This is a genomic window from Amycolatopsis decaplanina DSM 44594, assembly GCF_000342005.1.
GTDB lineage: Bacteria > Actinomycetota > Actinomycetes > Mycobacteriales > Pseudonocardiaceae > Amycolatopsis > Amycolatopsis decaplanina.
In genome coordinates this window covers 27,066-53,054 of record NZ_AOHO01000037.1, presented here as the reverse complement: position 1 = coordinate 53,054, position 25,989 = coordinate 27,066, and the positions used below count along the sequence as shown (strand labels likewise).

Sequence of the window (25,989 nt, the reverse complement as noted above, 5' to 3'; positions counted from 1 at the left end):
CCGGGGGCAATCCTGCCATGGCACCGGTGAACTTCCGATGGCGGAACGTCACAGGCCGGTCGCGAAGGGAGCTCAGGGAAGGTCGGCGGGGGACAGCAGGCGCAGGTCCGCGATGGTGGGCGCGCCGCTCGTGCTGAGCCTTCCCGCTTGGCGCGTCATCATGATCTCCAGCACCTGCCGCGCGTAGCGGGCGTTGCCGAAGGTCTCGTCCCGTTCCACGCCCGCGAAGTGCCGTCGCAGGGCGATGACCGTCTCCGGGGCGCATTCGTAGCCGTTCGAGGAGGCCATCCGGTGCACGATGGTGACCAGGTCGTCGGTGGAGTAGTTCTCGAACTCGATGTGCCGGGAGAACCGGGAGGCGAGACCGGCGTTGGAGGCGAGGAACGACCGCATCGCCGCCGAGTACCCGGCGACGATCACGACGGTGTCGTCGCGGTGGTCTTCCATCAGTTTCACCAGCGTGTCGACGGCTTCCTGGCCGAAGTCGCCGCCCGCGGCACCTTCGGGGGTCAGCGCGTACGCCTCGTCGATGAACAGCACGCCGCCGCGGGCGGATTCGAAGGCCTCCCTGGTCAGGTGCGCGGTGTGCCCGACGTAGCGGCCGACCAGGTCGGCGCGCGCGACCTCGACCAGGTGCCCCTTGCGCAGCACGCCCAGCGCGGCGAGCAATTCGCCGTAGAGCCGGGCCACCGTGGTCTTACCGGTACCGGGCGCACCGGCGAAGACGAGATGGTTGCTGATCGCGGGGACCGGCAGTCCGGCCTGCCGCCGGGCTCGTGCGGTGGAGATCAGGTTCACCAGGTCGTTGATCGCGTCCTTCACCCCGGTGAGGCCGATCATCGAGTCGAGTTTCGTCCGCAAGACCGTCAGTTCGTCGTCGTCGCCCTGCGCGGCCTTCGCCGCGTCTCCGGGGACGTCGGCGGCGAGCAGGAGCGACAGGCTCTGGTCGTCGGCGTCCGGATCGCTCGCGAGCCGGAAAGCCTGTCGGTCCACCATTTCCTCGAACACCTTGCGCGCCGTCCTGCCGTTGCCGAAGTCCTCGCCGCGTTCCATCTGTCCGAAGTGGACTGACAGCGCGTTCCTGGTTTCCTCGGGCACCTGGTACTGGTGGGCGGTGCACATCTTCTCGACGATGGTCACCAGTTCGTCGGTGGAGTAGTTCTCGAATGCGATGGTCCGGGTGAATCGCGACGCCAGCCCGGGGTTGGACTGCAGGAACGAGGACATCTCCTGTGAGTAGCCCGCCGCGACGACCACGAGCTCGTCACGATGGTCTTCCATCAGCTTGACCAGGGTGTCGATGGCTTCGCGGCCGAAGTCCGGTCCGCTGCCCTTGCTCTGCGCGCTCAGCGTGTACGCCTCGTCGATGAACAGTACGCCGCCGAGGGCCTTGGTGAACGTCTCGGTGGTCTTGATCGCCGTGCCGCCGACGATCTGCGCGACCAGATCGGCCCTGGCGACCTCGACCAGATGACCTTCGCGCAGGACACCGAGTTCGGCGAGGATGCTGCCGTAGAGCCGGGCGACGGTCGTCTTGCCGGTGCCGGGAGGGCCGGCGAAGATCAGATGCCTGCTGGTCGGCGGCGCGACCATCCCCGCCTGTTCCCGCCGCCGCGCCATCTTGTTCAGGTTCACCAGTGTCTTCACCTGATGCTTGACGCCGCTGAGGCCGACGAGCTCCTCCAGCTTGGCCAGCGGGCCGCCTTCGCCTTCGGTGTCCTGAGGGGTGTCGCCGGGTTCGGTGACCGCGGTGACCTCGGCGGTGGCCGCGACGGTGCCGTCTGTGTCCGGGGCACCGTTGGCCTTGCTGGTCAGGTTCTCCACCGACAGCCGCGTGCCGGGCACGGTCGTCCGGAGACCGCCGCCGGTGTTGTCGGAGACGGTGCAGTCCACCACGCTCACCGTCTCGGCCGAGTCGATCCGGATACCGTCGCGGCGGTTCCCGCTTACGTCGTCGGCGGTCAGCTTCGCCCGCGCGCCCGCTTCCACCAGCACACCGTGGCCGCGGGAACGCCGCACGGACGAGCGGGACAGCATCAGCTCGCCGCCGTCCTGCACCAGCACGCCGTCTTCTCCGGCTTCGACGATCTCGCAGTCACGCAGGGAACCGACGCCACCGGGTCCGACGAGGACGGCGGATCGTTTCGGTTGATGCACCCGAAGCGTGCTGACGTAAGGACTTCCGCCCTCGGAGATACTGAGCCCGGCTTTCCCCGCGTCGCGTACTTCGCAGTCTTCGACCCGGCCGCGGCCGTTGCCGGTGACCTCGATGCCGTTGCCCCGGCAGGCGTTGAGCGTCGCCCGGCGCAGCAGCGGGTTCGCGGCCGCCCGCACCAGCACACCGTGGCCCGCCACGTCCCGGATCTCCAGCCGGTCGAACTCGGCCGTCGCGCCGTCGGTGACCACGAGGCCTTCCGCCGCGCCGCCGCGGACGGTCGTCCGGCTGAACGTCGGCCCGCTCGCCTCGTCGACGTGGATGCCCGCGCCGGTCGCGTCGGAGATCTCGCAGTCTTCGAAAGTGCCGCGGGACCGTCCGGTGACCCGGACTCCCACGCCGCCGGTCTTGGCCGTACGGCAGCGGCGCAGCATCGGATCGGCGCCGTCGGCCACGGTGATCCCGTCACCGGTGGTGTTCGTGGTGCGGCATTCTTCGAGCACGGGGGAGGAGTGCGTGCTGATGAAGACGCCGCTCGCGGTGTCGCGGACAGTGGTGTCGAGCACCTTCGTCGCGCTGTCCTCTTCGAGCGCGATCCCCGGCCGGTCGGTCGAGGAGATGTCGCAATGCTGGATGGTGCCCTGCGCCTGCCCGTTCGCGCAGACGCCGTTTCCCTTGGCGTGCCTCAGGGTGCAGTCCCGCACCATCGGATTCCCGCGTTCGGCGATCACGACGGCGGAGGTCCGCACGTGTTCGATGACGCAGTCCTCGATCGTGCTGGGCGCGGGCGAGGTGACCACGATCCCCGCGCCGCCGGGGTTGGTCACGCGGCAGCCGCGCATCGCCAGCGAACCCGAATCGCGGGCCAGCACCGCCGTCCAGGCCGCGCCGATGATCTCGCAGTCCTCCACCGCGGCCTGCCCGCGTGCGACGTCGACCGCGGGCAGGCTCTCGTGCTGCCCCCGCAGCACCAGGCCGGTGAGCTTGACGGCTTCGGCGGCGAGCTGGACCGCGCTGCCCTGGCGTGCCACGACCTCGACGGTTCCGCGCGCGTCGCTCGCCGCGATGGTGACCACCTTGGTCACCACCAGGGATTCGTCGTAACGGCCGGGAAGCACGGAGATCACCGTGCCGTTGCGCGCGTCCTGCAACGCGGCCGAAATGGTGCGATACCCCTGGTCACGGTCCACCGTGAGCACGTGCCGCGACACGAGCGCTCCCCTCGTCGTTCTCCGATCGGAACCCGTCCTCCGGCTCCACCCTGGACAACGCGGTGGAGGTCCGATTGGGTTCATCGGCCCGGCGATCCTGCCGGTGGTTCTTCCTGGGCGGGCCGCGCGGCCCGTGCTGGACTGGGACGATGAGGCGACCCCTGGCCGTGGCGTGCGCGACGCTCACCTTGCTGGCGAACGGCGGTCTCGCGGCCGCGCAGGACACCGAGCTCCCGCAGATCCCGCAGACACTGAAGGCCGGGCAGGCGTGCACTTCCTTCTCGGGCAAGAAGATTCCTTCGGCGCCGTGGCAGCTGCCTTATCTCGGCGCGGACCGGCTTTGGGCCTTGTCGACGGGCGAAGGCGTCACCGTCGCCGTGGTGGACACCGGGGTCGACAAAGCGGTCCTGCCGGTCCAGCCGGTCGGTGACGCCGGAACGGACTGCGTCGGGCACGGCACCGTCGTCGCGAGCCTGATCGCGGCGCCCCTGGCGGACGGTGCCAAGGTTTCCGGGCTCGCGCCCGGGGCGCGGGTGCTCGCGGTGCGCGGGACGGAGAAGACCGGCGCGGCGACCGCGGCGAGTATCGCGGGCGCCCTCGACGGCGCGGTCACGGCAGGCGCGCGGATCATCTGCGTCGCCACGGCCGTCACAGAGGCGGATCCCGCGCTGAAACAGGCTGTCGACCGGGCCGTCGCGGCGGGCGCGCTGATCGTCGCGGCGGCGGGCCGGGACACGACCAAGGCGCGCGACGCCTCGCCGGGCCCGTACTACCCGGCGGCGTTCCCCGGCGTGCTGGCGGTGTCCGCCATCGGTCCGGACGGGAAACCCGACGGCAAGGCCGTACCCGGATCCCTTGCCGCACCGGGAAATCTCGTCGTGGGCAAAGGACCCGGCGGAGGCGCCGCGATCGGTGTGGGCCCCGCGTTCGCCGCCGCGCACGTGGCGGCCGCGGCGGCGCTGATCCGGTCGTACCGGCCGGAGGCGACCGCCGCCGACATCACCCGGCGGCTGAGGGACACCGCGTCCCCGCAGGCCGGGGTCACCGTGCTCGATCCGCTCGCGGCGCTGACGTCGGTATCGACCGCGGCGGGCGCCGCCACCGCGCGCCGGGAACCGGTGGTGGTGACGCCCGGCCCGGACCTGGGGCCCGCGCGGCAGGCGGCTTGGGCGGTCGTGGCGGGTGTCGTGGTGGCTGTCGCTTTGCTGGGCGCGGCCGCCGTCGTGGTGCCGAGGGGGCGGCGTCGAGGATGGCGTGCCGGGTCACGGTGGTCGTGAGTGCCTGAGATGTCGCGAAGGCCTCCTTCCCTGCTCTCAAGTAGGGAAGGAACTTAAGGCCGGTGGGGCGGTCGCGTTTCAGGCATGTTCGCCCAGGTCAGGCGGTCCGTGAAGGCCTCCTTGAGGGACCCAGAGTCCCTCAAGGAGGCCTTCACGGACTTGAGAACCAGCCGCCGGGAAGCCCTTCCGCCACTGATGGGGGGCGATGGCGGAAGGGCGGGTCCGGTCATTTCGCGACGAGCGCCGCCTCGTGGGCCGAGAGGGCCGTCTGCACGATGGTCGTGCCGCGCCGGGTGGCGTACTGCGCCCGCCCGGGGATCAGGACGCGGGGCCGCAGCTCGCCGAACACGATGCCTTCCGAAAGCGGGCACGAGAGCAGCATCACCGGGGTGTTGACCTCGGCGAGCCGCCGCAGCAGCGGATCGTTCGCACCGCGCCCGATCCCGTTGGCGCCACGGGCCACGACCAGGTGCAGACCGAGCGCGTTACCCTGCGCCAGCGGGTCGAACAGTTGCTGGAACAGGGAATTCGACGACGACGCCACCATGTCGTAGTCGTCGATCACGACGAACACCTGTGGTCCGGTCCACCAGTCACGCAACCGCAGACGCGCCGGCGTGATGTCCGGGCCGGGCATCCGGGTCTGGACCGCCCGCGCGACACCGTCGATCATGTCGTGCACCGAGTCCCCGGAAACCGCGTAGCCCAGCTGGTATTCCTTGGGCACGGCGTCGTACAGGCCGCGGCGGTAGTCGACGGTGATGATCCGGGCCTCCTGCGGGGTGTACCGCTGGGTGATGCCGTCGATCACCAGCCGCAGCAGGTTCGTCTTCCCGGATTCCACGTCGCCGACGACCATCAGGTGCGGGTTGTCCTCGAAGTCGTGCCACAGCGGTTCGAGACGCTGGTCGTCCAGGCCGAGCGCGAGGCGCACGTCCGCGTCCGGGCCGGGGAGTTCGGCCCGGTCCAGTACCGGCGGCAGCATCCGGACCGCGGGAGCGGGCGGGCCGGGCCACGCCGCGACGATCCGGTCCACCAGGGCCTCGACGTGGTCGGCGACGTCGCGGTCCACCCCGTCGATCGACGGCAGCGCGGTGAGGAAGTGCAGTTCCTTGTCGGTGAGGCCGCGGCCGGGGATCTTCGGCACGGTCGCCGCCGCGCGCATGTTGATCACCGAATCGACCGGGTCGCCGAGCCGGAGTTCGAGTTGCGTGCCGACGAGGTCGCGGACGGCGCTGATGATCTCGCTCCACCTGCTCGACGCCAACATCAGGTGGATGCCGTAGTTGAGGCCGCGTGAGGCCAGTTCGACGAACGTCGGCAGCAGATCCATGAAGTCCTGCCGGATCGTGGACCAGCCGTCCACCACCAGGAAGACGTCGCCGTGCCGCTGATCGGCGAATTCCCCGGACGCCCGCTTGCGCCGGTAGGTGGCCATCGAATCGATGTCGTTGTCGGTGAAGAACCGCTCCCGGCGGGTCAGCAGCGCGGTGACCTCGCCGATGGTGCGGTGGATGCGTTCGACGTCGAGCCTGCCGGTCACTCCGCCGACATGCGGGAGTTTCCGCAGGCTGGTCAGCGTTCCACCGCCGAAGTCGAGGCAGTAGAACTGGACCTCGGCCGGGGTGTGGGTCAGCGCCAGCGCGGTGATGAGGGTCCGTAGGGCCGTGCTCTTGCCGCTCTGCGGACCACCGACGATCGCGACGTGCCCGTCGCTGCCCGCCAGGTCGACGAGCAGCGGATCCCGCGCCTGCTCGAACGGCCGGTCGATCAGTCCGATCGGGACGGTCAGCGCACCGCGGCCGGACCACTCCGGCGCGGTGAGCCCGTGTCCGGGTGTCTCCACCAACGGCGGCAGCAGTTCGTCGAGGGAACTGGGCGCGTCCAGCGGCGGCAGCCAGACCTGGTGGGCGGGCGGACCGGCGTCGCGGAGCCGGTCGACGGCCAGCTCCAGCAGGCTCGGCACCGAACCTTCGGGTTCGGGTTCGGCCACCACCGGCTCGGGTTCGGGCACCGGTTCGGCGCGGGCGGCGAACTTCGAGGTGAACGGCACGACCTGCTGCGCCACCACCGCCTGTTCGACGTTCCGGCGGACCACGCGGTGCGGACCGGAGACGTAGGCCGCCTTGAACCGGTCCAGCGCGGCGGTGCCGCTCTTGAGGAACCCGTTCCCCGGATCGGACGGCAGCTGATAGGCGTCCGGCACCCCGAGCACGCCGCGGCTTTCCATGGCGGAGAAGGTGCGCAGGCCGATCCGGTAGGACAGATGCGATTCCAGCTGGTGGATCCGGCTTTCGTCGAGCCGCTGCGAGGCGAGCAGCAGATGGACGCCCAGCGAACGGCCGAGCCGTCCGATCATGATGAACAGGTCCATGAAGTCGCGATGCGCCGACAGCAGCTCGCTGAACTCGTCCACCACCAGGAACAGGGTCGGCAGTGGATCGAGCGGGGCCCCGTTCGCCCGCGCCCGTTCGTAGTCCAGCGCGGAACTGTAGTTACCCGCTTTGCGCAGAAGTTCCTGGCGCCGCACCAGTTCCCCGTTGAGCGCCTCGCGCATCCGGCCGACCAGCGCGGCCTCGTCGGCGAGGTTCGTGATCACCGCGGAGGTGTGCGGCAGCCCGTCGAGGCCGAGGAACGTCGCGCCACCCTTGAAGTCCACCAGGACGAAGTTCAGGATCTCCGACGAATGCGTGAGCGCGAGCGCCAGCACCAGGGTGCGCAGCAGTTCCGACTTCCCGGAACCGGTCGCCCCGATCAGCATGCCGTGCGGGCCCATGCCGGACTGGGCGGATTCCTTGATGTCGAGGTCGACCTTCTGGCCGCCCGGACCGATGCCGAGCGGCACGCGGAGCCTGCCGCCGGGCCGTTTCGCCGCCCAGCCCGCGGCGACGTCGTAGGTCTGGATGTCGTTGATGCCCAGCATGGCCGTCAGGTCGAAGTTCACGGCCATCGGCTCGGCCGACTTGCGCCGCGCGCCGACCCGGTAGGGCGCGAGCCGCATAGCCAGCGCCGTCGCCGTGTGGAGTCCGATCCCGTCCGGGCGGCCGAGGTCGCCGGCCACCTCCTTGTTGTGCTGATCGACCGTGATCAGCTTCAGCGTCCTGTCCTCGAGCCGGAGCCGCAGTGTCAGCGGATCGTCCTGAATGGACAGTGCGGAGGAGAGGTCCACGAGGGTGGTGTTGCGGTAGCCCTCACCGGCGAGCCGGGAGGTGGGCGCCACGGTGACCCCGTCCACGAACAGCATCACGCAGGGCTCGTGGACGTCGGGCAGGGCGTCCGGATCGAAGCCGGGCCGGATGGCGAATTCGTCGCCCATCGCGGTCTCCAGCTCCGCGATCGACTCCACCACCAGCCGGGCTTCCCCCGCCCCGTCGGTCTCACTGGGGTGGAGGTTGTGCGGCAGCCATTTCACCCATTCCCACGCGGCCCGGCGTTCCGGTGCGGCGAGCACGACGATCCGCAGTTCGGCGGGGGAGTGGAAGACCGCGATATGCGCGATCATCGACCGCGCGAGCGCCCGGATCCGTTCTCCCTCCTCACCCGCGGCCTGCACCAGGATCCGGGCGAACGACGGCAGGAACACCGCGACCGGCTGATCGGGCACCGTGCCGTAGGCGTGGATGAACCGGCGCAGCGCGTGCGCGGACAGCGGTTCGAGGTCGTCGACAGGCTTGGTGGACAACGGGTTCAGCCGCCACGCGAGGCGTTGCGGGCCCCGTGCGACGCGGATCTCGCCGAAGTCGTCGTCCTGCGCGTCCCGTTCCCACATGCGGGTCGTGCCGGGCAGCGACCACAGCGAGGTCGGGTCGGGGTGCCGCCAGGCCAGTGCCTGCCGCTGGCTGCTCACCACTTCCCTGACCTTGCGCCTCGATTGAGCCAGGTAGCGGAGATAATCGCGCCTGGCGTCGTTGAGTTTCTGTTTGCGTTCGCCCGCGCTGCGGCCGAGCTGGCCGATCAGCATGGCCATCGAGGACACGGTCATCAGCCCGGCGGCCAGGTAGCTGAACGCGCCGTTCTCACCCGGCCGGACGAACAGCAGCACCGTCGCCGTCGACGACAGCGCCATCGGCAGGTACATCATGACCGCGCCGGCGCTGCGCTGGACCTCGGGCAGCGTGGGCGGTTCCTGGATACTCAGCTCGCCCTCGGGCATTTCCGGTCCTGGCCGTCGCGGCCCCTTGCGGAATGTGATTACACTCAAGCCCGGATTCCTTCCCTCTCGGACGCGCTGTGGTGGCAGCTCCACTAGAGGTGACGAAATCCGACCACGCGACGGTTCACTCACGATTCCCCGCGTCGGTCGCCCGATCGAAGGCGTGTGCCATGGCGACCACTTCAGGACTGTGCAAGCTCCGTGTCCGTGCTCCGGCGACCAGTTTCGCGCTGGCCGTCCCGGTGGACATCCCGTTGATCGATCTGATGCCGACTATCCTCGCCCACGCGGGTCAGGATCTCGCGGAGGAGGGCGTGGATCACGACGGCTGGATCCTGCAACGGCTCGGCGATCCACCGCTGGACCAGGAGTCCACTGTCGACGTTCTCGAACTGCGCGACGGTGAGACCCTGCATCTGCGGCCGCGGCGGGAACAACTGCCCGCCGTGCATTTCGACGACATCATCGACGGCCTGTCCACCGAGGCCCGCGCCCGGCCGGATTCGTGGAGCGCGCAGGCCACCCGGTGGACGCTGCTCGGCGGTGTGCTGGCCGCGGTGGCGCTCGGGTTCCGGCTCCTGGTGACCGCGCCCCCCACCTGGCCGACGGCGCTGTCCGCCGGGGTGGCGGCCTTCTTCCTGCTGGTGTGCGCCGCCACGGCCGCCCGCGCGCTCGGTGACAGCGCCGCGGCCTTGGCGCTGGCGCTGGCGGCGGTCCCGTTCGTCGGCTTGGCCGGTTCGCTCATCCCGCACGGTCCCGATGGCCCGGTGCTGACCGGGGCGCGGCTGCTGGCCGCCTGTGTCGCGGGTGCGGGAGCCGCCGCGCTCGGGATGGCGGCGGTGGCGGGTTTCGCGCCGGTGTTCGTCTCCGTCGCGGTGTTCGGGCTGCTGTGCGCGACCGGTGGCCTGGTGCTCATGCTCGGCGGCGAATCCGCGTCCGCTTCGGCGACGATCATCGCGGTGATCGCCGTCCTGCTCGGTGCCTTCGTGCCGAGGATCGCCTTCCGGCTGTCCGGGCTGCGGCTGCCGGGCCTGCCGACCACGGCCCAGGAACTACAGGAGGAACTCGATCCGCACCCCGGTGACGAGGTCGTCGGCAAGGGCCTGATCGCGGATGCCTTCGTGACCGCGCTGTTCGCCGCCATCGGCCTCGCCTGCCTGGTCACACTCGAATTCGTGGTCCGCGACCGGTCGTGGCAGGCGGTCACGTTCGCCGCCGTGCTGAGCCTGTTGCTGCTGGTGCACGGCCGCGCGCTGGGCAGCGTGTGGCAGCGGCTCTCGGTGATCGTGCCGGGCGTGTACGGCGTGCTGCGCCTGCTGCTGGCCGCACAGACGGGTTCGGCCACTCCGCTGCCGCTGGTCGCGGGTGTGTTCGCGCTGGCCGCCCTGGTGCTGGTGGCGCGCTGGACCCTGCCCGGACGCCGGATGTTGCCGCAATGGGGCAGGCTCGCGGACCTCGCGGAGACCCTCGCCGCGGTCTCGTTGCTGCCGCTCGCGTTGTGGTTGATCGGCGTGTTCGCGTTCGTGCGCGGTTTCGGGGGTTGAGCGGATGAACGCCAAAACCGATCAGGTCCAGGCACACCGGTTCATGCTGGGCCGGTTGACCTCGGCACTGCTGCGGGTCGATCCCGACGCGCCGGAGAGCCCCTTGCACCGGACCTACCGCGGCAGTGTCATCGGCATGCTGGTCGCCGTCCTCGCCTGTCTCGGCCTGCTGGTGTTCGGGCTGGTCTCCCCGGGCGGGAACAAGTCCTGGCGGGTGGAGGGCGCGCTGGTCGTGGCCGACTCGTCGGGGGCGCGATTCCTCTACGCCGGCGGAAAGCTGTTGCCGGTGCTGAACTTCGCCTCGGCCAAACTGGTCGCCGGGAACCAGCTCGCGCTCAAGCATGTCTCCGAGGCCTCGCTCAAAGAGGTGCCGCGCGGCGAACCACTGGGGATCATCGGCGCGCCGGACTCGCTTCCCGTCCTCGCCGAGGATCCGTGGGAGGTGTGCACCTCCGTGGACCGCGATCAGTCCGGGCCGACCGCGCTGCGCGTCGGTGGCGCGACCGCGCGACCCCTCGGTGACGAGGCCGCGGTCGTCGCGGTCACCCCGGACGGGACGACCTTTCTGCTGTGGAAGGGCAAACGGCACCGGGTGGAGACCGGCCGCGGCGCGCTCGACGCGGTGGACGGGGTCCTCCAGCCCGCCAAGGTCCCGGCGGCGTTGCTGGACGCGCTGCCCGCGGGCCCGGACTTCGCGCCGCCCGCGATCGACGGGCTCGGCGACGCCGGACCCGCCCTCGGCGGAACGGAATCGCGGATCGGCAGGCTCTACACCGTGTCCGGGGAACCCGCGCGGCAGTACGTGCTGACGAAGGCGGGTCTCACGCCGCTGTCCGAACTGGACGCCCGGCTGCTGACCGCCGATCCGGAGGTCCGCCGGGCCGCGTACGGCGGCGGGGACATCGCGGTGGCCCCGCTGCCCGGACGGGTGGTCAGCGAGCACCTGTCCTCGGTCGAGCAGCCTCCGCCCGTGAAACCGCCGAAGGCCGCGACTCTCCACAGTGGACAGGGCCTGTGCGCGCTCGTCACCCCGGACGGCGACGCGCCACGCACCCAAGTGGCGGTGACGGACACGCTCACCCGGTCCGGCCAGGCGCCGACGGCCGGGCCCGGGATCGCGGCACCCTGCTCCCGGATCGACCGGATCTCGGTGCGTCCCGGTTCGGGTGCCCTCGTCCGGGCCTCCGCCGCGTCGGGACGGGCCGGTGACGCCCTCTTCCTGGTGACCGACACCGGCGTGAAGTACCCGGTTCCCCAGGAAGGCGCGAAGGCACTCGGCTTCGATCCCGCCGCCTCGAACGGGCTGCCCATCACCCTGTTGAACCTGGTGCCGACCGGGGCCCCGCTGGATCCGGCGATCTTGCGTGACGGCGGAACGGTCCTGCCGGCGGTCGCGGCCTGCGGTTCCTGACCGGAGGAATCCCCGGTGGCGACTTCTGCCGGTTGTTCCGCATGGTCTGCCGGTGCCGGACTTGGTGTCCTTGCTGTGGACCGGTGAAAGTCCGCGAGACCGCGAGGAAGGACGAGCGAGAAGATGAACATGCAGTTCCAGAAGACCGACACGGGGATGAAGGGCGGCATCGCCGCCATCGAGGAATGCGAATCCGCCTGCAAGAACATCCACTCGGGGGTGACCACGGTCCGCAGCGACCTGAGGGCCGACTGGCAGGGCGCGGCGTCCCAGACCTTCCTCAACCAGCTCGAGCTGTGGGAGCAGGACTACGTCCAGGTGCTCGGCATGCTCACGGAGATCAAGAACCTGGTCAGCGAAAGCGACCGGCACATGAACACCGCCGAAGAGGACATCAACCTGACCGCCCTGACGGCGTTCGGCGGCAACGAGGGCAACCGCGTCTTCGACGCGCTGACCTGATCTCCCCACCCCTGCTTCAGAGAGGAAACGATCATGAGTACTCCCTATGACGGTTTCGCGGTCAGCGGCAACATCCCGCACCTCGCCGAGCGGATGGTCCAGCTGAGCAAGCAGATCGACGCCGCACTGGTCGATCTGGAGCAGGCCATCAAGCCGATGACCAGCAGCTGGATCGGTCAGGGTGCCACGTCCTACGAGGATCTGCAGAGCCGCTGGCACGCCACGACCAAGGCCATGGAAGGCCGGTTCACCAAGGGACACCAGACGCTGGCCCTGTCCTTCGAGAACTACCAGCGCACCGACAAGAACATCGGGGCGAAGTTCCAGATCTGATTCCGGGTCGCTTTCGGGAAAGGAAGTAGGGGCGTGGCGGAGAAGCCGGACAGCGGCGACATCAAGATCACGGTGAGCTTTCTGCAGAGGTTCCAGGATGAGGTGCTGCAGAACATGGTCGAAGAGCTGAACACGAACAAGGACGTCGCGGAACTGGCCCTGACCGTGGGCAGTACCACCGGGAAACGACGGCTGCTGGCCGGCTCCGAAGCGTGGGAACCCGCCAAGCTGCTGATCGAGAAGTACGAGGCGCCCGGCACCGGCACCGGTCCGACGCTGTACGCGCAGGTCGACGCGATCAGGAACCAGCTCATCACGTTGAACGACAACATCACCTACGTGGTGGGGATCGCGATGAGCGGTGAGGACGAGAACATCAAGCTGTCCACCGAACTGAACATGAGTCAACTCGGGGAGATCTTCGCGACCAATCCCGCTCCCCCCGCCCCCGGCGGCGCGGGAACCTGATCCGCGATGACTTCCGCAGAGGCCAAGGTATCGAAGGAGCCTTGGGAAGAGGCTCTCAAGATCTTCGCCGCTCACGACGCGCCGGATACCCACGTACCGAGCCGCGAGACCATCACCGGGATCCAGTGGCTCAAATGGGACGTCTACGCCAAGAGCCGAGGCCTTCCCGACCCCAAGGGCTGGGATTTCTTCGCTTCCACCGAGACCTGGTGGATGGAGTACTGGGCGGTGGCCAGCGCCAACTACGAGGCGTTCACGCCGGTGATGACCAAGTTCTACGGCAACATGGACGACATCATCGAGTCCATGCAGGGCTACTACAACACCAATCCGGTGGCGCAGCCCTGGACGTTCACCAGGGCGTTCGACGCGTTGAACGGCACGAAGACCTGGCTTTCCGACCAGGCCAAGAAGCTGGACACCCAGAGGAACAAGGTCGGGAAGAAGGGTGACGACTTCCAGGGGACCGGCGCCGGTGCGTTCCGTGACGTCCTGGACGGCCTGATCTTCAAGTGCAACGACCTGGTCCGGCAGCTGGATGTCCGGCCGGATGCGCTGAAGGACGCTTTGGGACAGCAGGACGATCCCCAGACGGCGGACAAGGACGAGGGCAGCGGACTCAAGTGGGCCTTCGCGAAGCTTCAGGAAGCCCATGCGAGGTGGAAGTCCTCCGAGGTGTTCAGCCGCGACACCGGCAAGTTCGGCAAGCTGGACCTGCCGGGCAGCCAGCTGGCCTGGCCGGGTGGGTGCCTGACGGCGATCTGGACCTCCACGATGTTCAAGGAGGACCTGAGCAAGGCCAGGGACGACGACTGGAGCGGGACCGGAGGGGAGCGCTATCCCAGGAGCACCATCCTCGGCGCGGACGCCAGGAACCCCGTCTTCTGGGAAGGGATCGCCTCCGCGGCGCAGAACCTGTGGCTCGACCACATCAAAAACGTCCTGGATCCCGCTGCCACCACCGTGCTGACGAGCCTCCCGACGAACTACAACGCCGCGAAGCTGCGCTTGCCGCAGATCAGGGAACCGCGGCGGCTCAACCTCCACAAGGCACCGCCCACGCCTCCTCCCGGATCGCAGGGGCCGCCGCCGCCACCTCCGCCCGGGCCGGGCGGCGGGCCCAAACCTCCGCCCGGTTCGAAGGACGGGCCGCCGAAGATCCCGGATCCCAGCAAGGACACCAAGGGTTCTCAGGGCGACAAGGACAAGAAGGGACCCAACGGCGCACCCCCGCCCCCGGTACCGGGTCCGCCGAAGGGCGGCCCCAAACCGCCACCGGCCCCGCCGAAGCCCGAGGAGCGGCTGAAGGTGCCGTCCGGTTCGAGCGTCGGACCCGACGGCGTCGTGCTCGGTCCGGACAAGAAGCCGCTGCTCGACCCGTTCGGACGGCAGATCGTCGTGCCGCCCGGCTCCCGGGTCGGGCCCAACGGCGAGATCATCGGGCCGAAGGGGGACAAACTCGCCGAGAAGGACCGGCTGGCCCGGCCGGAGCCGGTCAAGAAGGACGAGTCGCAGCAGTCGGAGCTGGACAAGTACCTGAAGTCGTTGCGCGGCGGCAACTCCCCGTCGATGCCGACGTTGCTCGGATCGCATTCGCCGTCGGTGTCGTCGCTGTCCGGCGGTTCGCCGAATCTCCACAATGGACCGTCGGCCCCGAAGACGACCGTGGGATCGATCGGTTTTCCGGGCGGCCTCGGTGCGGCGGCTGGGCACGAGACGCCAGGGCCGCCGGAGAAGCCGGTGACGACCGAGGGCGGCCCGTCGCTGATCAAGAACCAGCAGGGCAACGGGAACCAGCAGAACGGCATGGGCGGCGTCCCGTTCTATCCGCCGACCGCGGGTGGCGCCGGTGCCGGAGCGGGCGGCGACCAGAACAAGGGTGAACGCGACCGGACCACCTGGCTGACCGAGGACGAGGAGACCTGGGGCACCGATCCGAAGCTGCCGCCTTCGGTACTCGGCGGCCGACGGCGAGGAGGCCGGGTGGCCGGTCGAGGTGCCGGCGGCCCACGCGACTACGGACAGGGAGGAAACGATGGCCGACTGGCTGGAGGAGCAACTTCACCAGACCATGGTCACGCTCAGGGATCAGCGTGACCGGATCGAGTCGGCGAAGGCCGATCTCGCGTCCCGGACGACTTCGGCGACCTCGCCGGACCGGATGGTCACGGTGACCATGGACGCGCAGAACTCCGTGGTGGGACTCAAGTTCAACACCACGAAATACCGGTCCATGCCGCCGGAGCAACTGGCCAGGACACTGCTCGACGTGCTGGAACGCGCCCGCCGGGAGATGGCGGACACCGTCGTGGAGGTCTTCGGCCCGCTCATGGACCAGCGCGACGACCTCCGTGCCGCGATGACGGGCGGCACCGAAGTCGACAAGGCGTTCTCGGCTCTGTGGAAAGAGGCGCCTTCGGACGTCTTCGGCAGGGGAAGGGACTGATCCTCCGTGGCGCTGGGCGGGCCGGACACGACGAAATGGGTGTGGGAAGAAGCGCTCAACATCTTCACCCTCGATCCCGACTTCCCCGCGGTGCCGCCGCGGTCGACCGTGCTCGGGGTGCCCTGGTTGACGTGGCGCGTCTACACCCATCTTCGCGGCCCCAGCAACAAGGTGCCGACGAACATGATCCACGCGGAAGGCATGACGTTCTTCACGTCCTGGTACGCCGTCGCCGACCCGAGCAAGGAACTCGAGAGCGCGGCCGGAACCTACTTCACCAACGGCGACAAGGTCGTCGACTCCCTGCGGGAGGACGCGAACCCGGTCGGGCAGCACTCCACCTTCGAGCGGGCCTCGACCACCTTGGGCGGGGTGGCGAACTGGCTGACCGCACAGGTCACCCCGCTGGAAACCTGGCGGGACAAGACCGGCCACCGCGGCGACGCCTTCCAGGGCGCCGGAGCGGGCGAGTTCTGGAACGTGCTGGACGTGCTCGCCGGCAAATGCCGGGGTCTCGTCGCCCAGATGACCAAGGACCTCACGTCCTGGGAGACGCTCCACCTGGCGGGCGGCCTGCTGAAGCGTGCCGGGGAAGTGCTCGACGAGGGACGCGCGCGGTGGCGGGGCGGCGAAAGCTTCACCTACGACACCGGTCTGGGGTTCCCGGTCACCGCGCCGGGATCGGAGCTGTCCACCCCGAGCGGTGTGGTGCGCGCGATCTGGCAGGCCCCCGAGCTGGCCGCGGATTTCGCCAGTCATCCTCCCCCCAAGTACACCAGGGAGGAGGACGGCTGGCCGAAAAGCACCTATCTCGGCGGAGTTCTTGATGAAGGCAACACCGCTCCGCGCGAAAAGCTGGAGTCAGCCGCGCAACGGGTCTGGCAGGAACACTTGAAGGTCGCGGACACCAACGCGGCGGCGGTGGCCTGGTTGCTCGACCTGACCTACCGCCAGTCCCTTCAGTACTTGCCGACGATCCGGACCCCGGTCCATCTGAACCTTTCGGGAGGTTCCGGCGGCACCGGGGACAGCGGGGCGGGGTCGGGAGGCGACGGCGCCGGGCCCGGCGGAGGAGACGGATCGACCGGGGACGGCGGCCCTGGTCCCACCACCTCCTCGCCACCACCGCCACCGCCGGTCACTCACGTCGGCGTCAACGGCCCCGGCGGGCTGTTCCCGCCGCCGGTCACCCATGTCGGTGGCCCGAACACCTTCCTGAAGGTGCCCACCGGTTCCCACGTCGGCCCGGACGGCACCGTCATCGGACCCGACGGCAAACCCGTCCTGGGGTCCGACGGAAGGCCGATCATCGTCCCGCCGGGCTCACGGGTGAACGGGAACGGCGAGATCGTCGGACCGAGGGGCACCGGGAACCTGGAACAGAAGGACCGGCTGCGTAAGGCGTATCCGCCACCGGGCTCGACCCATTCCGGCGACCCCGGAGAGTCGGCGATGGAGCGGTATCTCAAGTCGTTGCGGCGCACTCCGCCGCCGGTCCCGTCACTCCGCGCACCCGACACGCTGCCGCTGACCATGTCGAAATTCGACCCTCAGTCGACCTTCCACGGTGGGCCGGGCGCACTCGGCGGCGGCCGGATCGGGGTGTCGCCGGACATGCCGTCGCCCACCCCGTCGCAGGGAGGGAAACCGGCGGGTGCGTCCACCGCGGGCCCGCCGACACTCGGCGGTCCCAAGGGGGCGGCGGGAACCGGGAACGGAAACGGGGTGCCGTTCTATCCGCCCTCGGCGGGCGGGGCCGGCGGCGCCGGACAGGGCAAGGGTGAACGCGACCGGACGACCTGGATCGCCGAGGACGAGGAGACCTGGGGGACCGACCCGACGGTCGCGCCGGGCGTACTCGGCAGGCGTAAGCGCCGGGCCCGCGGTCTCGGCAGCACCCGATTGAGCGCGGACACCCAGCGCGACCACACGTTCGGCTTCGGCGACACCACCGGCCAGAGCACCGGCACCACCACGGGATGAGGACGGACCATGACGGATTTCAGGGCGGACCCGCGGGCCATGCGAACCCTTGCCGAGGCGTACCGGGACATCGGCGCCAAGATGCGCAAGATCAGTGAACTCGGCGCCGATCGGCGGGACCTGATCTTCGAAGCCAGCGGCGACGACGAAATGGGCGAGGAGATCAAGACCAACCTCGGCGACCCGGTGACGAAGATCGAAGGCGCGTTCGTCGCGATCGGCGAAGTCGTCGCGAACCAGACCAACGTCACCAAGGGGATGGCGGCGAAGCTCGCCGTCACGGAGAGCCAGAACATCGAAAACGTCCACAGAGGACTCAAGCGTTAGCGATCTCCGGCGGCCGTGTGGAAGCCGTCGGCCGACCTGAGCCAGTAAAGGAAGCGGGAACACCATGCCCACGGACGCAGAAGAGTCCACCGGCGTCGCGGTCGCCACGGCGGAAGCGGCGGCGCCCGCCGCCGCCCCCGAAACCAAGGCGGACAAAGAAACCACGGAGTCGTCGGACGCCGAGGTGGTGGCGGCCGGCACCGTACCGCCGGTCGTGGAGGCGGGGGGCGGCGTCGAATCGCCTACGCCGGGCCGGATGTCGAAACCGGTGATCGTCGCGGCGGCGGTCGCCGGCGTCGTGCTGGTCGCCCTCCCGATGGCGCTCAGCGGACTGCTCGGCGACACCTCGCCCGGCGAGGGGCCCGGGCCGGCGGGCTACGCGAAGGATCTCCCGCCGGACGGCGGGTTCGTGCCGGGGCTGGCCGCGCCTCCCGCCGACAACGGCGGTGTCCCCGCCGGTCAGCCGGGTGACCGGCTGCCGGGACAGGCGGCTGACGGGATACCGGCCGGCCAGGCGGGCGCGCCCGCCGATCCCGGTACGGCGGGTCTCCCCGGCGGCCAGCCTCCGGCCGCGGGCGGCGGCCCGGCTCCGGGGCCGCAGCAGCACCAGGCCGCACCGCCTGCCCAGCAGCCTCAGGGGCCGTCCGCACCGGTGGCCAAGACGGTGACCTACGAGGGCATGGCCGGACGGGGATGCGGCGCCGGCACCGGATTCACCGGCGTCGGCGCGTACAGCGACGGGAAGGCGGGCTGGGTCAATCACGGCGACGGCGGCTGCGGCACGTCGTTCGTCTCCATGCCCATGTCCGGCGACGCGAACAAGGACGACGCCAGCGCGTACGGGCTGTGGACGTTCAACACCGGCCCGGTGACCGCAGGTTCGTGCGCGGTCTCGGTGTTCGTCCCGAACGGCGACGTGACGGTGGCAGGCGGCAGCCCGTCGGTCTACCGCGTGTTCGACCGGTTCGCGGTGGACAAGGGAACCCCGGTCGGGACGTTCCAGGTCGACCAGATCGGCAACCGCGGCCGCTGGGTGAACGTCGGGACGTTCCGGATCAACGGCGCCAAACTGGCCGTCCAGCTGCTCAGCCGGGGCCGTGACTGGTCGGGTTCCACCAAGACCTACGCGCACCACGCCGCGGCGATGGTGAAGGCCAAGTGCCAGGCGTGACGCGACACCGAACTCGCGTGATCAGAAACGGATCTCGCGTGCTTGAAGGCGGAACTCGCGTGATCAGACGCCGTACGCACGAGTGCGGCGTTCAATCACGCGAGTCAGGTCCCCAATCACGCGAGTCACGTCTCTGATCACGCGCGCTGGTCGCGGTGAACCGTCCGGCCCCCGGGCCGCGTTGTCTCCGGTGAACAGGTCAGGAGGTGGTCCGTGCCCATCAAGGTCGATCGCAGCGACTTCGGCGATGTGCCGGAGTGGGCGCGGACCCTTCTGGAAATCCTCGGTGTCTCCTGGCCCGCCGCCAACCAGCACAAGTTCCGGCGCGCGGCGCAGGAATACGACACCGTCACGGAACTGCTGAAAGAGCTTCCGGACGACATCGCCAGGGTCAAGCGGGCGATCGACGAGAAGCTGTCGATGCCCGAGGCCGGCGAGGCGTTCGACAAGAGCATGAAGCCCCTCACCGGCGGGTCACCGAACCTGCTGGGGGAACTCGCCGACGGAACGAAGGGCATCGCCGACGGCTGCCGCAAGATCGCGCTGGACGTCGAGTACACGAAGTTCTCCGCGATCGGCCAGCTTTTCCTCCTCGCCTACGAGATCGCGATGGAGTACGCCCTCGCCTCCGTCACCGCGGGCGCGTCGCTCGCGAACCTCACCTGGCATTACGCCCTCACCCGCGGCTACCTGCTGGTCCTGTTCAAAATGCTCGTGCGGGCGATCGTGTTCGAGATGTTCATCGGCATCACCGGCGGGCTGATCATCGACGCCGCCGTGCAGCGCCTGCAGCGGGAACGCACCGAATGGGACGACGAAACCACCAAGCAGACGGCGATCTCGGGAGCGATCGGCGGCCTGCTCGGCGGTGCCGTCGGCGAGCTCGGGGAGAAGCTGGGCCGCAAGATCGGCGGCCTGCTGGGCAAGGACTTCGGCAAGATCGCCACCGACGACCTGCTGAAGCTGGTCAAGGATCTCAAGCTGCCGGGCGGGGACGAACTCGCCGATAACTGGGTGCGCGACCTCGGCCGGACGCTGACCGACCGCGCGGGCAAACAGCTCACCGATCCGGCGACCGCGTTCACGAAGCGGGCGATCGACGGCTTCGGCGATGAAGTCGCCGACCGGTTCGGTACCGCGTTCGGCAAGACCCTCGGTGACGACGCGGCCCGGCAACTCGGCCGGGACTACGCACGCACCTTCGTGGACAACTGGAGCAGGCACGGCCTGGACGGCAGTGGGGCCTTCGGCGACAGCCTGCGCAAGGTGCTCGCGCCGCACAGCGACAAGCTGGGCAAGGACGCCGTCGACCTGCTCACCGAGCACGTGCCGGACGTGCTGTCCCGCAACGCGGCCGACCGGCTCGGCGGCAACCTCGTCGCCAGGGCGGCCGAGTTCAGCACGACCTTCCTCTTCGAAGGTGTCTCCGGGGTGATGAGCCAGGCCGCGATGGCCGCGCTCAACGGTGAGTCCGTGTCCGCCGAGGAATACGGCATGGGTTTCGCCGGCGGTGTGGTCGGCGGCGCGGTCAGCCACAAACTCGAGGGGATCGGGGAGCGCGCCCTCGACTCGGCGGTCAAGTCGATGAAGGGAAAGTTCGGCGACGTCCCGGCGAACCTCTCGCCCGGCACCGAGAAGGGCCCGGCCGCGGCGGGACCGGGTCCGGCGGCCGTGCCGAACACGGCAGGCTCCGGTTCCACCACCCCGAACACGGCATCGACCTCCGACGTGAAGTCCGCTCCGGCCACAAAGGCGGCTCCTGACACCAAGGTCCCCGAGACCAAGACTTCCGAGACGAAGACTTCCGAGACCAAGCCTTCGGATACCAAGCCGACTTCGAATACCAAGTCCGCTTCGGACCCGAAGCCGCCGTCGGAGGTCAAGACGAGCTCGTCCGGTAAGACGGACGTCAAAGCGGCGGAGGCGGAGTCCACGCCCGCCGTCGTGCGGACCTCCTCCGACGCCGGGACGGTCGAGCACGCGCCACCGGCTTACGAGGAATCCGCGGCGTACGAAGGACAGCCGGAGGACGAGGAACGGCCGCGCACCCGTCCCGCCCCGCTGAGGACCACATCGGACGAACAGGCCGTCGGCTCGACTTCGGCCGCGGCCGCCGCGTCCGTTCCGGTCGAGCAGACGGTGACCGAGAACGTCGGAACCGTATCCGCCGGCATGGTCACCGAGACCGAGGACGAACCGGCGCCCGCGCTCGAACCGGATCTCGGCAAGCCGTTCGTGGAAGACCTCTTCGACGGTCTGGAGTCGGGGATCACTCCCGCGCCGCGGCCGATGGAGCTGCGGGAGCAGGAATGGACGTCGCCGCATCCGGACGGTGGCGAACCGCTGACGCCGCGGCGGCTGGTCGAGGAGTTCGGCTTCCCGCTGGTGAACCAGCGGCGGTTCCAATGGCTGGCGGACTGGTCGAACGTGGTGTTCGACGTCCGGCCGACCAATCCGGATTCGGTGCGCTGGCTCGACCAGGGCGCGGTGCCGAAGCCGAAGGACATCAAAGCCAAGACGGTCAGCGAACTCGACACGTATCTGGGTGCTTCGCCGGACGTCATCGGGCTGGTCGGCTACTTCGAGCCGAAACTGCCGGACGATCTCGCCGACCTGCCACCGGACGCGCAGGAGAAGATCAACGCCAGGTTCGCCAACCGGAGCAAGGAATTCGCCGCGCTCGCGGAGGAAATGAGCCTGCTGGCGGAGCAAGGGCGTTACCGGGTGGTGGACGGAATCGTCCAGGCCCGCACCGAAGGCGGTGAATTCCGTCCCATCACCGGCGATCACGACGTCTACCACATCCGGTGCGTCGACGACGGCTCTTCCCTGACGACGTCCGACTACGACGACGTCGTCGAACTGCTGACCAAACGGAACATGGGCGTGCAGCACGGCGCGCACATGTACTGGTCTCCGCAGGGCGAATTCCAGGAAAAGATCTTCAACGACATCGTCGAGCGCCATCAGGAAGGCACGCGGGACGCCGAACCGCTGATCCGCTTCGACCCAGGTCAACCACCCCGGCTCGTCTACGCCGACCCGCTGCCGGCGCATGTCCCGGCCACCACCGAAACGACCGAGACCACCACCGACGAGACCACCACCGTCGAGAAGGACAAGGACGAGCAGGGCCTGACGCGGGCGGATCTGCCGCCGTTCCTCGCCACCGGGCAGGCGCTCGGCTCGGCGCCGGTGCTGAAGGTCACGGGGACCGACGAACTCCGCGACGAGCTGGCCCGGTTGCTGCCCGGTGCCGGACGGGATCGGCTCGACGCGATCAGGAACGCCGTCCACGACGATTTCGAATCGGTGCTCAGCGGTCTGTATTTCCCGATCCGTACGGACAAGGGCCGGCGGGAGGTTCGCATCCGGGCCACCGTCGTCGGCGACGTGGTGAGCGAGCCGAAGGAGAAGACCAAGGCGGATCTCACCGTCCAAGGGGGTACTTCGAACTCGGAGAACCTGGCCGTCCTCGACGCCGGTGACCTCGGGACGGCCGCGACCGTGCAGGCGCCGACCGGCCCGTACCTCACCGTCGGCGGCAAGGTCGCCTTGGCGGCGCCCGGTGCGACACAGACCGTGTCGGTGTCCACTTCGGACCAGCGGGCGATCCGGTCCGGCGAGGGTTCCCGCCGGGTGGGCCTGAACGTCGAGTTCACCGTCAGCGTCCACGACGAGAACGGCGCCGAAGTCGGCCCGCCCGCCGGTGAAGTGCGGGCGAGGCCCGTCCCCGGGCAGGTCACCGTGCGGCTTCCGGACGACCTGGTCCGGATCACCCCGCCGACGGGGCCGGCCGCGAAGGAGCTGAACGCAGACGCCGGGCGCAAACTCCAGAACCCGGTGCCCGAAGCGGTCACCGACCTCGGCGAGGTGTTCACCGGAACGGCGGGGCTGCTGCACCGGTCGGTCACCGCGTTCGGCGCCCCCGGCCGGGACGCGTTGCGCGCGTTCCTCGGCAACGCCGGTATCCGGGAGAACTTCGGGGCCATGCTGGAAGGCTGGGTCAGCTCGCCCGCCCTGCTCAGCGCGGACGGCGGCAAAGTGGCGGCGGTGCGGATGAAGGCCGTGCTGACCAAGGCCGAATTCGTCGGCCCCACCACCGGGACACAACTCCGGCTGCACGAATCCACGACCACCGGCTCCACCGTCTCCGCCTTCACCAAACGCGGGTTCGACGCCTCCGTCGCGTTCGGCGGCGGTGGCGGCGTCAAAGGGGCGAAGATCTCCGCCGGACTCGGCGCCGGATATTCCGCGCGCACGGTGGACACCGTCGTGTCCGGCCGGACCTCGACCGCGAAAACGGGTGTCCAGCTCAAGGGCGACATCGGCCTCTACCGGTTCGAATCCACGATCGTGGTGCAGGCACTGGACGGCCGCGAGACCACGACCACGGCGACGGTGTACGCACGGGTGGGGATGGCCGAGGCCGCCGAACAGGGTCTGCCGGTCCCGGACGGCACCGGCGACGGGATCACGCCGCCCTCGACCGAGAAGTTCCCGCCCGCGCAGCTGGCCGCGGGGCTGGCGGCGGGCAACGTGCGCGTCGGCGAGTTCACCGGCGCCGACGCCGTGCTGACGGAGATCCGCGGCAAACTCCGGGAGACGGGTCAGTACAAGGATCTGCTGCTCGGCTGGGACGACAAGAAGAAAAGCGCGGGGACCGCGCGGACGTTGGAGATGCTGGCCAACGAGCATCGGCTCCAGGCGGCGTTGTCCCCGTCGGCACTGCGTAACCGGTTGGACGCGCTGCTGGGCCCCGGCGTGTCGGTGACGCTCAAACGCCAGGGTGCCCTCTGGCAGGACAACGTCACCATCACGGTGCGGCTGGAATCCCGGCGCCCCAAGCACATCGGGCGCGCGACCGGGCGAGTGGTCCGCAATGCCACGACCACCGGGCCCGCGCTCGGTGCCTCCTCCGCGACGACCAAGGGATGGACGGCCGGCCTCGAGGGCAAGGTGACTTTCGGGGCGACCGGGACGGCTTCGGCGAAGTACGGCAGCAGCGACGGCACCCGGACCGGGGCGGGACCGGTCACCGACTCGACGGACCTCACCATCGGCAGCGCCGACTCGGAGGGTTTCGAGCACGAAGGCCGGTTCGTCGTCTCCATCACCGGTTTCTCCCGGTTGAACGCGACGGTCCGGCGGATGCTCCCCGGACTGCCGGGCATCCAGGTGCCGGAGGTCCGGCGGATCTGGACAACTCCCGAGAAGCGGGAAGACGGTTCCGTCCCGCTTCCGGCGAACTTCACGGTGTGGATGTCGGACAGCCTGACCCTGCCCGCCGAAGCCGACCAGGTCGCGCCCGGCGAGCCGAAGGTGCGCGAGCTCGATCCACCGCGCTCGATCACCGGCCACTTCCAGGACCTCGAGGCGCCCGCCGTCGGGGACTGGATCGGCGTGGAGAGCATCGCCCACACCGGGCACGTCGGCTCGGCGGCGTTGGAAGCGCTGGTGGAGGCATCGGACGAAGACCGGGCGCTCGCGCTACCCGGCAGCGACGCCTGGACCAGCGTCCAGGCGATGCTGAGCACCGACAACCTCAAGGCGGCGCTGCGGTCGTTCACCCGTGGCGTGGTGAGCGCCGACCTCGTCCACACCCGGCGCCTGGCGGACCGTGTGGGCCGGATCGGCGTCCACGCGAAGCTGAGCGAACCGACCCTGGTCCGGGTGGCCGACGACGTCGCCGCGGAACGGTCCACCACGGGCGGGTTCCGGTTCGACGGCGGTACGAGCAAGAGCACGGGCCCGGCGATCACCGCGGGGGTGTCGATCACCGGTTCGGTGAAGGACGATCCCACCGGTTCGGCGACCGGCGGCCTGTCCGGCAAACCGTGGGCGAAGACGACCACGAAGGCCGACGGCCTGGACATCTCCGCGGTCGTGGACCGCAACCTCACCACGGCCGCCGGGACGCCGCGGGTGCTGGCACGGTTCGACCTCGACTTCACCGTGCTCGCCGAGGCGCGGCAGCAGACCGCGCTGATCCGCCCGGAGGCCAGGGTCGCCGCCCGCTCCGTCCACCTCCCCGGCGCGGCGCTGGTATGGCTCACCGAAGACCAGGCCAGGGACCACGGTCTCCTGCCCGCCAAGCCCGCGGGTCCGCGGGAACGGGACGAGCGGCTCGCGGCCCCTTCGACACTGCCGAAGGGGAAGCCGGGCACGCTGGGGCTGGGCGCCGTCGAGCGGCTGCCCGAGCTGTCCGACCTCGTGCCGAAGCTGTCCGCGGAGCTGGCCAAGGCCAAGATCCCGTTGCTGCCGGACGTGTCGTTGAACGACGCGATGCACAACTGGGCGAGACTGACCGGCCTCGTCTCACCGGAGAGCGTGCGCGGACTGGTGGACAGCGCGCTGGACGGCGGGATCCCGCTGCACACGCACCTGCCGAAACTGTTCACCGACAGCGGCTACCAGATCCTGCTGACCGCGAAAACGCTCGGCGACCCGGTTTTCCGCGAGGTGGTCAACGACGGCCGGACCGTCGAACACGGTACCGTCCGGGCGGTCCGGACCATCCACACCGACAGTACGGCCAAGGCGTGGTCGGCCGCGGTGCGAGCGGGCGGACAGGAGAAGTATCAGGACGACGGCGGCGACCCGGCGACGTCGGTCGGCGGTGCGGTCACCAAGGGGATCGGCGCCATCGAGGTCACCGGCACCACGGAGGTCCGTACCGAACAGGAAACGTGGCTGCGGACCGGAACCGGGCCCTCCGCGCTGTTCGACGTGCCGATCGAGTTCGCGCTCGAGGTGCGACGTGACGGGGAAACCGTCGCGGCGGTCCGCACCGGTGAACGGACGCTCGGCGTCCGGCTGCTGGCCGACAACCTGACCGTCGGCGCCGACCGGGAGGCGAACACCGGTGAGGACGCCGGGCCGAGTCCGCTGTCCGCGGCGGATGCCCCCCCCGCCGCACTGACGAAGTGGCGGCAGGGCAGCGTCACCAAGCTGCCGGACATGGCGTCGGTCGAATCCGTGCGTGCCGCGGCGCGGCTGCGCGACGTCGTGCGGGACACCCTCACCAAGGCCGGGGCGGACAGCGGGA

14 protein-coding genes (1 of these 14 cut by a window edge) are annotated in these 25,989 nt (G+C 69.8%); 12 read left to right on the top strand and 2 right to left on the bottom strand.

Annotated elements, in window-relative coordinates:
* Nucleotides 1-72 precede the first annotated feature (72 nt).
* Nucleotides 73-3,366 carry a right-handed parallel beta-helix repeat-containing protein gene (locus H074_RS07555; protein ID WP_007029436.1) on the bottom strand — a complete coding sequence of 1,098 codons (3,294 nt, stop codon included), beginning with the start codon at nt 3,364-3,366 and terminating at the stop codon, nt 73-75.
* 149 nt (nt 3,367-3,515) lie between these two features.
* Between H074_RS07555 and H074_RS07550 the strand changes: the two genes are divergently transcribed.
* A complete protein-coding gene (locus tag H074_RS07550) occupies nt 3,516-4,643 on the top strand; it encodes a S8 family serine peptidase (protein ID WP_235096687.1) in 1,128 nt (375 codons plus the stop codon).
* A gap of 226 nt (nt 4,644-4,869) precedes the next feature.
* On the opposite strand, the gene eccCa is transcribed toward H074_RS07550, so the two are convergent.
* Complete coding sequence (gene eccCa, locus H074_RS07545; protein ID WP_235096686.1) at nt 4,870-8,844, bottom strand: type VII secretion protein EccCa; 3,975 nt, start codon at nt 8,842-8,844, stop codon at nt 4,870-4,872.
* A 122-nt stretch (nt 8,845-8,966) separates the two neighbouring features.
* Between eccCa and eccD the strand changes: the two genes are divergently transcribed.
* The 11 genes from eccD to H074_RS07490 all read left to right on the top strand — a co-directional run.
* Nucleotides 8,967-10,340: a type VII secretion integral membrane protein EccD gene (gene eccD / locus H074_RS07540; RefSeq protein ID WP_007029433.1), complete on the top strand. Its 1,374-nt coding sequence runs from the start codon at nt 8,967-8,969 to the stop codon at nt 10,338-10,340.
* A 4-nt stretch (nt 10,341-10,344) separates the two neighbouring features.
* Nucleotides 10,345-11,751 carry a type VII secretion protein EccB gene (gene eccB, locus H074_RS07535; protein ID WP_007029432.1) on the top strand — a complete coding sequence of 469 codons (1,407 nt, stop codon included), beginning with the start codon at nt 10,345-10,347 and terminating at the stop codon, nt 11,749-11,751.
* A gap of 123 nt (nt 11,752-11,874) precedes the next feature.
* Nucleotides 11,875-12,213: a WXG100 family type VII secretion target gene (locus H074_RS07530; RefSeq protein WP_007029431.1), complete on the top strand. Its 339-nt coding sequence runs from the start codon at nt 11,875-11,877 to the stop codon at nt 12,211-12,213.
* A 33-nt stretch (nt 12,214-12,246) separates the two neighbouring features.
* Nucleotides 12,247-12,546 carry a WXG100 family type VII secretion target gene (locus tag H074_RS07525; RefSeq protein WP_007029430.1) on the top strand — a complete coding sequence of 100 codons (300 nt, stop codon included), beginning with the start codon at nt 12,247-12,249 and terminating at the stop codon, nt 12,544-12,546.
* Nucleotides 12,547-12,579: 33 nt separating this feature from the next.
* Nucleotides 12,580-13,014, top strand: coding sequence for a hypothetical protein (locus H074_RS07520; RefSeq protein ID WP_007029429.1), 435 nt, complete (start codon nt 12,580-12,582; stop codon nt 13,012-13,014).
* A 6-nt stretch (nt 13,015-13,020) separates the two neighbouring features.
* Complete coding sequence (locus tag H074_RS07515) at nt 13,021-15,111, top strand: hypothetical protein (protein ID WP_007029428.1); 2,091 nt, start codon at nt 13,021-13,023, stop codon at nt 15,109-15,111.
* Nucleotides 15,050-15,460 carry a YbaB/EbfC family nucleoid-associated protein gene (locus H074_RS07510; protein ID WP_235096685.1) on the top strand — a complete coding sequence of 137 codons (411 nt, stop codon included), beginning with the start codon at nt 15,050-15,052 and terminating at the stop codon, nt 15,458-15,460. Before H074_RS07515 ends, H074_RS07510 begins: the two co-directional genes overlap by 62 nt.
* Before the next feature lie 6 nt (nt 15,461-15,466).
* On the top strand, nt 15,467-17,443 hold the full coding sequence (locus H074_RS07505; protein WP_007029426.1) for a hypothetical protein: 1,977 nt from the start codon (nt 15,467-15,469) through the stop codon (nt 17,441-17,443).
* A 9-nt stretch (nt 17,444-17,452) separates the two neighbouring features.
* Nucleotides 17,453-17,770: a hypothetical protein gene (locus tag H074_RS07500; protein ID WP_007029425.1), complete on the top strand. Its 318-nt coding sequence runs from the start codon at nt 17,453-17,455 to the stop codon at nt 17,768-17,770.
* 64 nt (nt 17,771-17,834) lie between these two features.
* Complete coding sequence (locus H074_RS38725; protein ID WP_007029424.1) at nt 17,835-18,941, top strand: hypothetical protein; 1,107 nt, start codon at nt 17,835-17,837, stop codon at nt 18,939-18,941.
* A 213-nt stretch (nt 18,942-19,154) separates the two neighbouring features.
* On the top strand, nt 19,155-25,989 hold the beginning of the coding sequence (locus H074_RS07490) for a WXG100-like domain-containing protein (protein WP_007029423.1). It continues 22,736 nt past the right edge of the window; the window shows 6,835 of its 29,571 coding nt (coding positions 1-6,835); its start codon is at nt 19,155-19,157; its stop codon lies off the right edge, out of view.

Coding starts and splice junctions, on each gene's coding strand:
- H074_RS07550 (WP_235096687.1), top strand. CDS start 3,516: ATGAGGCGACCCCTGGCCGTGGCGTGCGCGACGCTCACCTTGCTGGCG.
- eccD (WP_007029433.1), top strand. CDS start 8,967: ATGGCGACCACTTCAGGACTGTGCAAGCTCCGTGTCCGTGCTCCGGCG.
- eccB (WP_007029432.1), top strand. CDS start 10,345: ATGAACGCCAAAACCGATCAGGTCCAGGCACACCGGTTCATGCTGGGC.
- H074_RS07530 (WP_007029431.1), top strand. CDS start 11,875: ATGAACATGCAGTTCCAGAAGACCGACACGGGGATGAAGGGCGGCATC.
- H074_RS07525 (WP_007029430.1), top strand. CDS start 12,247: ATGAGTACTCCCTATGACGGTTTCGCGGTCAGCGGCAACATCCCGCAC.
- H074_RS07515 (WP_007029428.1), top strand. CDS start 13,021: ATGACTTCCGCAGAGGCCAAGGTATCGAAGGAGCCTTGGGAAGAGGCT.
- H074_RS07510 (WP_235096685.1), top strand. CDS start 15,050: ATGGCCGACTGGCTGGAGGAGCAACTTCACCAGACCATGGTCACGCTC.
- H074_RS07500 (WP_007029425.1), top strand. CDS start 17,453: ATGACGGATTTCAGGGCGGACCCGCGGGCCATGCGAACCCTTGCCGAG.
- H074_RS38725 (WP_007029424.1), top strand. CDS start 17,835: ATGCCCACGGACGCAGAAGAGTCCACCGGCGTCGCGGTCGCCACGGCG.